General features: G+C 35.0%; 6 protein-coding genes and 2 tRNA genes. 2 read left to right on the top strand and 6 right to left on the bottom strand.

All coding sequences use genetic code 11. From position 1 onward, the window contains the following. Window positions 1–281: 281 nt before the first annotated feature. From B2Z27_RS10045 to B2Z27_RS10030, 4 genes are all read right to left on the bottom strand, one after another. Window positions 282–4,475: a hybrid sensor histidine kinase/response regulator transcription factor gene (locus B2Z27_RS10045; protein WP_286813539.1), complete on the bottom strand. Its 4,194-nt coding sequence runs from the start codon at window positions 4,473–4,475 to the stop codon at window positions 282–284. 280 nt (window positions 4,476–4,755) lie between these two features. Beyond that, window positions 4,756–4,830, bottom strand: a tRNA-Pro gene (locus B2Z27_RS10040). 39 nt (window positions 4,831–4,869) lie between these two features. Then, window positions 4,870–4,958: transfer RNA gene (locus B2Z27_RS10035), tRNA-Ser, on the bottom strand. 111 nt (window positions 4,959–5,069) lie between these two features. Continuing rightward, window positions 5,070–7,106 carry an HD family phosphohydrolase gene (locus tag B2Z27_RS10030; RefSeq protein WP_286813538.1) on the bottom strand — a complete coding sequence of 679 codons (2,037 nt, stop codon included), beginning with the start codon at window positions 7,104–7,106 and terminating at the stop codon, window positions 5,070–5,072. 120 nt (window positions 7,107–7,226) lie between these two features. Here B2Z27_RS10030 and B2Z27_RS10025 point away from each other — a divergent pair, with 120 nt between their 5' ends. Next, window positions 7,227–8,402, top strand: coding sequence for an acetyl-CoA C-acyltransferase (locus B2Z27_RS10025; RefSeq protein WP_058105381.1), 1,176 nt, complete (start codon window positions 7,227–7,229; stop codon window positions 8,400–8,402). Between the two features lie 16 nt (window positions 8,403–8,418). Beyond that, complete coding sequence (locus tag B2Z27_RS10020; RefSeq protein WP_286813537.1) at window positions 8,419–9,171, top strand: NlpC/P60 family protein; 753 nt, start codon at window positions 8,419–8,421, stop codon at window positions 9,169–9,171. Window positions 9,172–9,217: 46 nt separating this feature from the next. Here the strand turns inward: B2Z27_RS10020 and B2Z27_RS10015 are convergent, their stop codons facing one another. Together B2Z27_RS10015 and gyrA are read right to left on the bottom strand one after the other, a co-directional pair. Next, window positions 9,218–10,480 carry a tetratricopeptide repeat protein gene (locus B2Z27_RS10015; protein ID WP_058105379.1) on the bottom strand — a complete coding sequence of 421 codons (1,263 nt, stop codon included), beginning with the start codon at window positions 10,478–10,480 and terminating at the stop codon, window positions 9,218–9,220. 37 nt (window positions 10,481–10,517) lie between these two features. Then, complete coding sequence (gene gyrA / locus B2Z27_RS10010; protein ID WP_058105378.1) at window positions 10,518–13,076, bottom strand: DNA gyrase subunit A; 2,559 nt, start codon at window positions 13,074–13,076, stop codon at window positions 10,518–10,520. Between the last annotated feature and the right edge of the window lie 95 nt (window positions 13,077–13,171).

The following is a 13,171-nucleotide window of genomic DNA, read 5'->3' as shown; positions in this document are numbered from 1 at the left end:
TAGTTTAAAGGCAGTAATACGTAATGTATTGCTGCCTTTTTTTATGCAGAAACTTTCCTTTGAATAAAGTATAAAAAGTAAACATGAATCGGTTTATGGAAATGGAAAAGCATACAATTCATTTATAGATTGCCCTTATACGCTGTCAGTACTTTTTAATTAATAGCACATAAAAAAATTAGTTACCTGGCCAGTAGGCATGCTAAAAAAAGAATGCAATTATATTATATGTACAATTGCATTCTTTTTTATTGACCTATTTAAATTTAGATGGCCATACATTAATTGTCCTCTTTTACTGGTTCACCTTTATTACCCTCCATATATTCCGTTGGGGTTACATTGAATAATTCTCTAAAGGTTTTACTAAAATAAGCCGTTGAATTGAAGCCACACATATGGGTAACTTCTTTTATAGAATAGCAATTTTTCTCCAACAGTTCTGCAGCATACCTTAATCTTATTGTCCTTATAAAATGACTAGGATTATTACCTGTTAAGGTATTTATCTTTCTATAAAATTGTGACCTACCTATACCGAGTTCCTTTAATATATCATCTTGCTTAAAATCCTCATCATCAACATTATCCAATACTACCTTTGTTGCCTTATCTAAGAACACCTCATCCATATTATTGGTAGTAACCTCACTTGATGGGAAAATACCGCCAATTTCAGAAAAGCGTTTTCTAAGTCTCTTTTTCGCTTCAATTAGGTTTCTAATTCTTGATTTTAGCACACTGGTAACAAATGGTTTGGATAAGTAAGCATCTGCACCATTATCATAACCACTAACCCTGTCTACTTCCAAACTTCTAGCCGTAAGCAGTATGACAGGTATATGACAAGTTTCGAACTCGGTCTTCATCAACCTGCACATTTCAAATCCATCCATTTTTGGCATCATAACATCACTAATGACCAAATCTGGGTAACGTTTTTTAACCATTTCTAAGCCCTCTTCCCCATTCTTTGCCTGCAGAACCTTGTATTTGTCTTGCAAATCGTTCTTTAAGTGTTGACGAAGCTCCTTGTTATCCTCAACCAATAAAATAGTTGGTTTTTCAATTTCACTTTCAGTATTAGGGTTTGGCAGAATTAGATTTTCATCATCCGCGATATACATTTCATATTCTACAGATTTCATGGAATTGATCAGGAATTCATTTTTTACATTCTCGACTTCAACCGGAGTAGACTTATTATCCAAAGGTAATCTCACCACAAATTTACTACCTACACCATATTCACTTTCCACAAAAATTTCTCCACCATGTTTTTCCACCAGAGCCTGCGTAAAATTCAGCCCTATTCCCGTACCGGACTTAGTTACATCTATATGGTAAAATCTTGAAAAGATGTTTTTAATTTGCTCTTTATCTAAGCCTATTCCCGAATCTGTTACGGTTATTTCAACAAAATCCCCTGTCATTTCCTTTTTAAGAAATAATAGTTTGGACGAGCTTTTTTTCTGGGATACCTTTTTTATTGAAAAGGTGATTTCGCCACCTGCATTGGTAAATTTTATGGCATTTGAAATAAGGTTGGTTATAATTTTTTCAACCTTATCCAAATCGAACAAAAAGTCGATACTGTCAGACTCTGAGATAAATCTATATTCAATTTCCTTTTTATTGGCAAGACCTACAAACAGTGAAAATATGTCTTCACTAAATTTAACAATGTTTCCTTTTTCGAGCTGAAGGGGTGCCATACCGACATCCATTTTTCTATAATCCAATAACTGATTCACTAAATGCAATAATCTACGTGCACTGCGCTGTATTGAAATAGCTGAAGACTTCACCTCTTCCGGATTATAGGAATAATTGGATAAAATTTTATCGACCGGGTTCATTATTAAGGTCAACGGTGTTCTAAATTCATGGGAAACATTGACAAAGAATTGAAGTTTCAACTGATCCAGTTCATGTTCTTGTGCTTCTTGTACTTTTTGTGTGTAATATCTCATTATCAAATAAAACAGCAATACACCAAACAATGAATAAAGTAGATAAGCCCACCAGGTTTTCCAAGGTGGCGAAAGAACTTCAAAATTAACGATGGTTGCCTTAGCTTGTTCCCAATTGCCATCTAGAGATGCTTTTACCTCAAAGCCATATTTCCCCGGACTTAGGTTGGCATAGCTCACCTCTCTTTTTGTGCCAATGGTTTCAAAATCGTTATCAAGACCTTGCAACTTATAGGCATATTGTACCCTTTCTGGGTTTTCAAAATGAAGTGCCAAAAAATCGAACGCAACATAATTTTCATCATAGTTCAATTTTAAATTTTCCAACTCTTCTACCCTATCTTCTAATAAAATTCTTTCATTGACCGTATCACCAACAACTACTGGCATATTGTTCAATGTAAACTGGGTAATCTTAGGTTTTAGTGGTGATGAGGGTTTTAATGTAATATCATCTGGGTGAAAAATATTAAATCCGTTTATGCCTCCTATTATAATTCTACCGTCACTGGTTTTCTCAATAGATTTACTTTGATATTCTGGTCCTTGCAACCCATCATGAATATTAAAGTTCTTTAATTGATCTGTTTCCGTATTTAAAAATGAGAGTCCGCTTTTTGTTGTAATCCAAAAATTGTGATTATCATCTTCTTGTACACCAACCACCAAATTATTGGGCAAACCTTCTTTTGAGGTATATGATTTAAGAACATTAAAATCTGAATCTAATTTATAAATACCAGTATCTGCACCCAACCAAATATTTCCTAAATGATCCTCAGAAATATGATTGATAAGGTTGTCTTCAATACCCGGTTTTTTAATCTCATTAAAGGTCAATGTTTCAGGTATTCTTTCTTTGAACTGGTTTAAATCAATATAGTTTAACCCTAATGAAGTGCCAACAAATAACCTATTTCTAGAATCGACGAATAAATAAAATATAAAGTTACTGGCAAGTCCATTTTCCTTACCGGCTACATTTTTAAAGTTATGGAACTTATTGGATACAGGATCAAAGAGACTTAAACCTTCTGTTCTTAACCCAAGCCATATTCTATTATCATTATCTTCTACCCCTGACCAAACGGAATTTTGACCTATGGTATTGGGGTTAGATTCATTGTGCAAGTAACGTTGAACATTATAACTTTCTGGATCAAATCTATTTACCCCCCCATCTAAAGTACATACCCAGATTTGCCCATTCTTAGACTCAAAAGTGTACAAAATTCTATTAGAACTTATACTGTTACGATTATTGGGGTCATGTGGAAAATGCTGAAAGGTATTGTTTTCTTGATTTAATAGATTTAAACCACCATTATAAGCACTTATCCATAGGCGCTCTTTAGAATCTTGGAGAACAGATTGAACAATTTTTTCGTTTAGTCCGTATGGGTTTCCCGGTTGAAAGTAATAATGACCAAAAGCGTATTGCGAAGGGTCCAACTTACTAACCCCTTTATCATAGCTACCTATCCAATAAATACCATTAAAATCTTCATAAATTTTAGACGGTTTATTGTTAGGTAATGAAAATGAATCGGAAAAGTTATTGACTAAATTCTGAATTACTTTTTCTTCGGTCTTATTTAAAATGAACAGGCCATAACCATCTGTTGATGCCCAGATATTACCATCTTTATCTAAATGCATATCACGAATAGCAATATCCGTTTCATCTGTAAATGATATATGGGAAAAGGTATTCTTGGACCTATTCCAATGAATAATGTTAGAGAGGTTATTTCCTATCCAAAAATCATTGTCAGCATCAACAAATATATTCTTGGGTATATGGTTTAATTCGTAGTTAGAAGTGTTCTCAATGAATACACGATCAAAATTATCTTGCTCAGCATTATATCTATTTAAATATTCGCCATTGGTTCCTAACCAAATTTCATTGTTTTGATCTTTAAGAATTACATTAACAATATTATTATCCAACGAATTTAAGTTAGAATCATCATTTAGATAATAGTAAAATTTTAATTCAGATACATCTGCATTAAACTCTTCCAGTAGTATTTTTATGACACCATTATTGGTAGCTACCCACAAGGCATTATTTTCTTCATCAAAAAGTAAAGCATTTATAAATTTACGTGGATTGTTAGATAAGGAAAGTTGCTTGTACAGATCTACCCTAAGAAAACTATTCGTTTTTTTATTAAAGTAATTTAAGCCATTGTTAGTACCTATCCATAAATTACCATCTGCCCCTTCTACAATGGCATTAATTCTATTATTACTAATTGAATTCTGATCATTTAATATTGACTTGTACACTTCAAACTCATACCCATTATACTTATTAAGGCCGTCAATAGTACCAAACCACATAAAACCTTCTGAGTCTTGAAAAATAGTTAAGCAAGTACTGCTCGATAAACCATCAACGGTATCTAAGTTTTCAAACTTAAAGTTGTTGAATTGAGCATTGGTAACATAGCTAAGTAAGCCACAAAAAATTAATAAAAGTATCTTCCTTTTCATTATAATCCGATTAAAATATCATCCTTTAGAACTTTATAGCTTATCCTATAGCAGTAAAGAATATTTAATAATCAAAATAGCAAAATTTTAGCTAATTATTGCCGAATTATCAATTAAAATAAGAGTTTATTGGCGTTTAACAAATTATGGAGAAAACAGTATTTTTTTAATTGTGATATATTACAAATGAAGGTTCTAGATGTAATTATATTTAAAAGGCAATACCGTTTTTTTAATGTATAAAAACAAAAAAAGCCACTGATTTCTCAGTGGCTTCTTGTCGGGGTGGCAGGATTCGAACCTGCGACCTCCGCGTCCCAAACGCGGCGCGATAACCGGGCTACGCTACACCCCGAATTGGTTATCAAAAAATATGTCTCTCAACATACTGTTGCGGAGAGACAGGGATTCGAACCCTGGGTAAGTGTTTCCACCTACGACGATTTAGCAAACCGCTCCTTTCGGCCACTCAGGCACCTCTCCAGTAATTCTTCAATGAACTGTTGCTCTAAATAGCGGATGCAAATGTAGTAAGTATAACTGATTATACACAACAATTTTTACGTTTTTTTTTAATAAAAAAATATCTTGCTGTTACTCAGGATATTCCACACGCAAATGATAAATATTTATAAGCTTCTGTTTGAAGATTTTCTTGATTGTCTCTATTTCTTTGAATGTAATGTCCGCATTCAAAAACTGATTTGCCTTCATTTGACCAGAAATTATTTTGTCGACAAACTCATCAATAATTAAAAATGTTGGGTTCTTTAAACTTTTTGATGCTGCTTCTACTGAATCTGCCATCATAAGAATTGCAGTCTCCCTTGAAAAAGGTAAAGGCCCTGGATATCTAAAATCCTCTTCGTTTACATTTTCATCAATTTCTTTTTGCTTCTTATAGAAATAAAATACCAAAGTAGTACCATGGTGAGAACGTATAAAATCTATAACTCGATCGGGAATATTATTCTTTCTGGCAATTTCAATACCTTTTATTACATGGTCCACGATAATTCTAGCACTGTCTTTTGGACTAAGTTCATCGTGCGGGTTTACATTGGTTACTTGGTTTTCAGTAAAATAAGTAGGGTCGTTCATCTTACCAATATCGTGATACAATGCCCCTACCCTTACCAGCATGGCATTAGCACCAATTTCATTGGCCGCAGCCTCGGCTAAATTGGCTACCTGTAAAGAGTGGTGAAATGTTCCCGGAGCCTTATTGCTTAATTCTTTTAATAGTTTGGAATTGGTATCGGAAAGCTCTAATAAGGACACATCGGACACCAATCCAAAAACTTTCTCGTAGATATAGATCAAAGGCTGAACAAACAGCGTAATCATTCCATTTAGAAGAAAAAGACCCAAGGTATACCATTCAATATCACTTAAGTCTCCCTCATGAATGGTATGAAAAGCCAAATAACCTATAATATATATTAATGTAATCTGCCCTACGCTAACAAAAAGGTTAGCCCTTTTGTATAATTCCGACACCGTTAGAATGGTAACTATTCCCGTAATAATCTGAAGAAATATATATTCAAAACTATTAGGCACCACAAAACCAAGAATAAGTATGGTCAAGACATGTACAAATAATCCTAATCTTGCATCAAAGAAAGTTTTTAGGATTAACGGTAGAATACATAACGGGACAACAAAAACCAATTGATCATTATACTTTATAACCATTGTGGTTACAAATACCATTAATAAAATATTGAAAAATATAAAAGTGACTTTTACATTGTTTTCATAAACGGTTCTTCTATACTTTTTTAGGAATAAAAATAGCATGATCAATACCAATGCCACTAGAACGGTATAACCTATTAAAATAAAGTAATAATTATTGGCAGTCCACAATTCAGACTCATACTCTGACTTTAAAGATTCCAAAATCTTTAAATTTTCTGCCTCTACCACTTCTCCTTTAGCTATGATCAAACGGCCTTGATCAACGGTACCACGCGTATAAGAAAGTTTTGACAACGCCTCTGCCCTAGCTTTTTGGGTGAGATTATTATCAAAACTTACGTTAGGCTCAATAATATCAAAAAATAAGGCTTGTATTTCCTTTTCAAATGCGCTGAAATTATTATCATCAAGTATAGCGCTAACCAGGTTATTGATTTCACTTACCTTTAAAAAATCTGAAACGCGTACTTTACTTGCCTCATTTCCCTTTACCAAATAAATGAAATTACGTTGTACCTGTTTGCCATTATTCTGTAATATTCCCTTTGCATAAACAGAATCTAAAATGACTTGGGCAAAATATTTTAATCGGCTTTTTTGGTTTCTAGTCAGCTCTGTATTTCCCCATTGAGACTCAAATTCATCATCAAATGACTCTCTAACTTTTTCTACTATAACCTCATCATAACTATAGTACGGTAATTGATTATTTTCTATAATTTGCTTTTCCTTAGCTATTTCAGCATCCGTCTTTTGAATAGAAAAATCAAAAGGGGCATACAGGTTTTCAAACTGCCACGGTTTTCCTTTTTGAAACTCATATTTAAATTTACCTCCTTTGGGCAAGAAGAATACTATAAATGCAACCGCTACTACATAGAGTATATATTTGAAAATGAGCGATTGCTGTTTGTAAAGATTATCCAAAAGAAAATTGTATTAGGTTCTTCAAAAATAGAAAATAATAAACTGATAACTAGTAATTGAGATGATATCACTTGGGTTGCTTTAGAATTTAGTAATTTCGTTTCATCTAAATTTAAAAACATGAAAGAGGTAGTTATTGTTTCAGCCGTAAGAACCCCTATAGGTAGTTTTATGGGCGGATTATCCACAATACCAGCTCCAAAATTAGGAGCCATAGCTATTGAAGGTGCTTTAAAAAAAATTGATCTTAGTCCAGATGTAGTTGACGAAGTATTAATGGGCAATGTAGTTCAAGCCGGTACTGGACAAGCACCGGCCAGACAAGCTGCAATATTTGCCGGCATACCAAATAACGTTCCTTGTACAACCATAAATAAAGTTTGTGCTTCGGGCATGAAGGCCGTAATGCAAGGGGCTCAAGCAATTGCTTTGGGTGATGCCGATATTGTAGTTGCGGGCGGAATGGAAAATATGAGTCTTATACCGCATTATGTACATATGAGAACCGGAACAAAATTTGGTCCTTCTACTTTAATAGACGGAATGCAAAAAGATGGCTTGGTTGATGCATATGATCAAAATGCAATGGGCGTGTGTGCAGATGCTTGCGCCACTAAATATGAATTTAGCAGAGAAGATCAAGATGCCTACGCCATTCAATCATACAAAAGATCTTCAGAAGCTTGGGAAAACGGTAAATTCGATAATGAGGTTATTCCCGTAGCTGTTCCGCAAAGACGTGGCGAACCAAAAATGGTTACTAAGGACGAAGAATACTCAAACGTATTTATTGACAAAATACCCAATTTAAGACCGGCATTTTCTAAAGAAGGCACAGTTACCGCTGCCAATGCCTCTACCATTAATGACGGTGCCGCAGCATTAGTCTTAATGAGTAAAGAAAAAGCCATTGAACTAAATCTTACACCTTTAGCAACAATAAAAAGCTATGCAGATGCAGCGCATGAACCAGAATGGTTTACTACAGCACCGGCAAAAGCATTACCGAAAGCGCTAGCGAAGGCTAATTTAAAATTGGAAGAAATAGATTTCTTTGAATTTAACGAAGCATTCTCCGTAGTTGGACTCGCAAATATGAAAATATTAGGCTTGAACGATAAAAACGTCAATGTAAATGGCGGTGCCGTTTCTCTAGGTCACCCATTAGGATGTTCTGGCGCACGTATATTGATTACATTACTAAATGTATTGGAGCAAAATAACGCAAAACTAGGTGCTGCAGCCATTTGTAATGGCGGTGGAGGCGCATCGGCGATCATTGTCGAAAGAGCTTAAGTTTTAAATAACATTCATGCAATACGGAATTTGTTTTTTAAGTATTCTACCAGTACGAAGCATGCCCGATGAGGCATCTGAACTGGTAACACAACTTTTGTTCGGGGAACATTACAAGGTTTTAGAATGCAGAAAAAACTGGTCTAGGATAAAAACTGTCTTTGATAAATGTGAAGGTTGGATTATGAATAGCCAACTTATGTTTATACCTGAAGATGAATTCAATGATATTCAAACTAGAAAGGAATTGAAATATGTCTCAGATTTAATTTCTTTTATTGAAGACCATAATAAAGTTTTAACACCAATTCTAATAGGGTCATGCATACCAGAAATTGCTTCTTTACCCATTACATTCAATGGAACATTTACAAATACAGAGCAACCAAAGGAAAAGCTGATAAAAACCGCATTGTTATACCTAAACTCACCCGAACTTAAAGGTGGAAAAACGCCTTTTGGTATAGACAGTGCCGGCTTTGCCCAAATGGTATATAGAATAAACGGCTACCACCTTCTAAGAACGGCAGAAAGCCAATCTAAACAAGGTTCCGCATTAAGTTTTGTAGAAGAAAGTGAGGCTGGAGACTTAGCATTCTTTGATAACGCTAATGGGGATATTGACCATGTAGGCATCATAATGGAGGATAATTATGTAATTCATGTAAATGGTAAAGTAAGAGTAGATCGCTTAGACCATACCGGTATTTTCAATAATGACCTTAGAACATACACGCATCAATTAAGAGTCATTAAAAAAGTTGTATAAAAAAAGGCCCTAATTAGGGCCTTTTTCATTTTGCTGTAAGTTAGAATTACTCTCCTAACAACTTCTTTATTCTAGTAAAGTTTTCAGTATCACCCATAGCTCCATAAATATTCTTAAGCTGTGTCATGATATTTTCATTACCAGGGTTGTTCTTCAATGCATCTTCCAAAACATCTGCACCTTGCTTGAACAAGCTATCCTTTTTCTCTTTCAATTCATCATACTTGGCAATATCCGCTCTACTATTACCTAAAGAGTTCATTTCATCAATAAGGTTGTTACCTTCATTTACATAGGTTGTAGAAAGATTTAAATATGCATTGGTATATTTAGGATCAAGCTCTATCGCTTTTTTGTAAGATACACGAGCATCTTCATAATTGTCTTGCTCCATGCTAATTACACCAACGTTGTAATGTAAATCTGGATTATCTGGTGCAAGTGCTATTGCCTGAGCCATTAATTCTTTAAACTTGTCTTTATTTCCTTGATTGAAATAAAGGTTTGCTTCGTTTAAAATAAGATTTACATCTTCTGGATCATTTTTTCTAGCTGCCTGATATGCTTCTAAAGCTTTTTCATCTTGCCCTAATTGAGTGTAGATCAACGCTGTATTCTTAACAATTTCAGCTTTTTTAGATGGCGTTTTTTCATCTACAGGATTGGTATAAGTACCAGATTTCACCATAAGGTCACGTTGAACTTTATCCATCTCCTCAACTTCACCTGAAGCTGCATTCGTAGCCTTATACACAACACCGCTACCATCATAACCTACTTCTTGTAGCTTGTTATAATAATCTAACGCCATTTCATAATGACCACCGTTTACAGCACTACCTGCAGCATAGTACAAATAAGATGTATCCTTAGGACTCAATGTATAGCTCATATACAACTTCTCAGCCGCTTCTTTAAACTTATTGTTACTGTTATCGCTAACCGCAGAGTTAACCAAATCTGCAGTCAAAGCTGCCATATATTGGTTAGTCTCAGAAGAATATTTTTGTTTACCAGAAGCTTCTTCTATCTCAATAACCTTTTTGAAAGAATTCGCAGATTTTTCAAATGCATCATTATCTCCTTTTTTGGCTAAATCGCTATAAATTTTACCTCTTGTAAAGTAATATTGCGCCTGAGTTTTCTCATCAGCTGCAGCAATAGTACCTGAAGCAGCTTCTATAGCAGTTTTGGCTGCTGTAGCATCGCCAGATTTTAATGCCTTTTCCGCAGACTTTATTTCATTCTTTTGAGCAAAACCGACCATAGTAAATGTCAGTGCCGCTACAAGTAATAACCTATTTTTCATTTTTAATATATTAATTATTAGTGTTTATTATTTAAGTTTATTCTTCGGTATCAGGATTATCAATCTCTGTGCCATCTTTTTCTTCAGTATCATCTACTTCAGTTGCACCCTCAGTATTCACTTCAATATCAAGGATTTCAGATTCTTCAAGATCATCTTCATCCTTCATAACCTTAGCAACTGCAGCAATAGAGTCGTTACCTTTAATATTGATCAACCTAACACCTTGTGTAGCTCTTCCCATAACACGTAAATCCTCTACGCTCATACGAATTGCTATTCCAGATTTGTTGATAATCATTAAATCATCAGAGTCGGTAACGTTTTTAATAGCTACAAGTCCGCCCGTTTTATCAGTAACACTAATAGTCTTAACCCCTTTACCTCCTCTATTGGTAACCCTATAATCTTCTATACTAGATCTTTTTCCATAACCTTTTTCAGAAACAACTAAAATTTCTTCCTCAAAATTATGAACCGACACCATACCGATTACTTCGTCTTCATCATTTGCCAAAGTTACACCTCTAACACCAGAAGCATTTCTACCCATTGGTCTAGTTTTACTTTCTTCAAACCTAATTGCCTTACCAGATTTAAGTCCAAGGAATATTTGACTTGTTCCCGTGGTCAACTTAGCTTCTAGCAACTCATCACCATCTCGAACGGTGATGGCATTGATACCATTTTGACGTGGTCTTGAATATTGCTCTAAAGATGTTTTCTTAACCACACCTTTTTTAGTAGCCATAATCACATAATGTGCATTTATGTAATCTTCATCCTTTAAATCTTGCGTACAAATGAACGCCTTTACGCTATCATCCTGTTCTATATTGATCAGGTTCTGAATTGCCCTACCTTTAGACGTTCTACTACCTTCAGGTATTTCAAACACGCGCATCCAGAAACATTTTCCTTTTTGCGTAAAGAACAACATATATTGGTGGTTGGTACCAACGAACAAATGCTCTAAGAAATCTTCATTTCTGGTTGAGGATGCTTTTTGACCTACACCACCTCTATTTTGCGTTTTGTACTCGGTCAAAGGAGTTCTCTTGATATAACCTGCGTGAGAAATGGTAATTACCACTTGCTCATCTGGAATCATATCTTCCATGCTAAGATCTCCACCTGCTACATTGATTACAGACCTTCTTTCATCCCCATACTTTTCCTTAACCTCAAGAAGCTCATCTTTGATGATTTGCATTCTTCGCTCCTTTTTATCAAGAATATCTTTTAAATCGGCAATAAGAAGCATAATTTCATCATACTCGGTTCTAAGCTTATCTTGCTCCAGACCTGTCAACTGACGTAAACGCATTTCAACAATGGCCTTGGCTTGAATCTCACTTAATTTAAAGCGTTCAATTAAGTTGTTCCTTGCCTCATCAGCATTATTGGAAGCTCTAATTATTGCAATAACCTCATCTATATTATCAGAAGCAATTATTAAACCTTCTAGTATATGGGCACGATCTTCAGCTTTTTTCAACTCGAACTGAGTACGCCTAACCACTACTTCATGTCTATGCTCAACAAAATGATGTATCATTTCCTTGACATTCAACAACTGCGGTCTACCATTTACCAATGCAATATTATTTACACTAAATGAGGATTGCAATGCCGTATATTTGTACAACATGTTCAATACTATATTAGGAATAGCATCTCTCTTTAAAATGTAAACGATACGCATACCGTTACGGTCAGATTCATCTCTAATGTTAGAGATACCCTCTATCTTTTTATCATTTACAAGATCGGCAGTTTTCTTGATCATATCTGCCTTATTCACCTGATAAGGAATCTCTGTAACCACAATACACTCCCTTCCCTGAACCTCTTCAAAGCTAGCCTTTGCACGTATTTTTACACGACCTCTACCTGTATGAAAAGCCTCTTTAACGCCATCATAACCATATATAATACCACCGGTTGGAAAATCTGGTGCTTTAATATGGGTGATCAGCTCGTCTATCTCAATATCATTATTATCAATATAGGCTACCGTACCATCTACTACTTCAGATAAATTATGAGGAGGCATATTGGTAGCCATACCTACCGCAATACCAGACGCACCGTTCACTAAAAGGTTTGGCACCCTTGTTGGCAAAACCGTAGGTTCTTTTAAAGAATCATCAAAATTCAATTGATGATCAACCGTTTCTTTATCAATATCAGCCAACATGTCATCTGCAATTTTACGCATACGGGCTTCCGTATATCGCATTGCTGCAGGGCTATCACCATCTATTGATCCAAAGTTACCTTGACCATCTACGAGCATGTAGCGCAAACTCCATTCCTGAGCCATACGCACCATGGTATCATATACAGAAGTATCACCATGTGGGTGGTACTTACCTAAAACTTCCCCTACAATACGTGCAGATTTCTTATGTGAGCTATTACTTCTAACTCCTAATTCATGCATTCCGAAAAGAACTCTTCTGTGTACGGGTTTTAATCCGTCCCTAACATCTGGCAGGGCACGTGACACAATGACCGACATTGAGTAATCAATGTAGGCAGATTTCATTTCCTCTTCAATATTAATGGGAATCAATTTTTCACCGTCAGCCATTTTAAAATCTTCTGTTTTTTAATTAGTAAAAAAGCATGCCAATATACTTAAATCCTAGGCGTTTCAAGAATATGTGGATTTAATAATATTAATTT

This window comes from Maribacter sp. UBA3344, assembly GCF_002362375.1.
In the GTDB taxonomy this organism is placed as follows: domain Bacteria; phylum Bacteroidota; class Bacteroidia; order Flavobacteriales; family Flavobacteriaceae; genus Maribacter; species Maribacter dokdonensis.
This window is presented reverse-complemented; position numbering and strand designations above follow the sequence as displayed.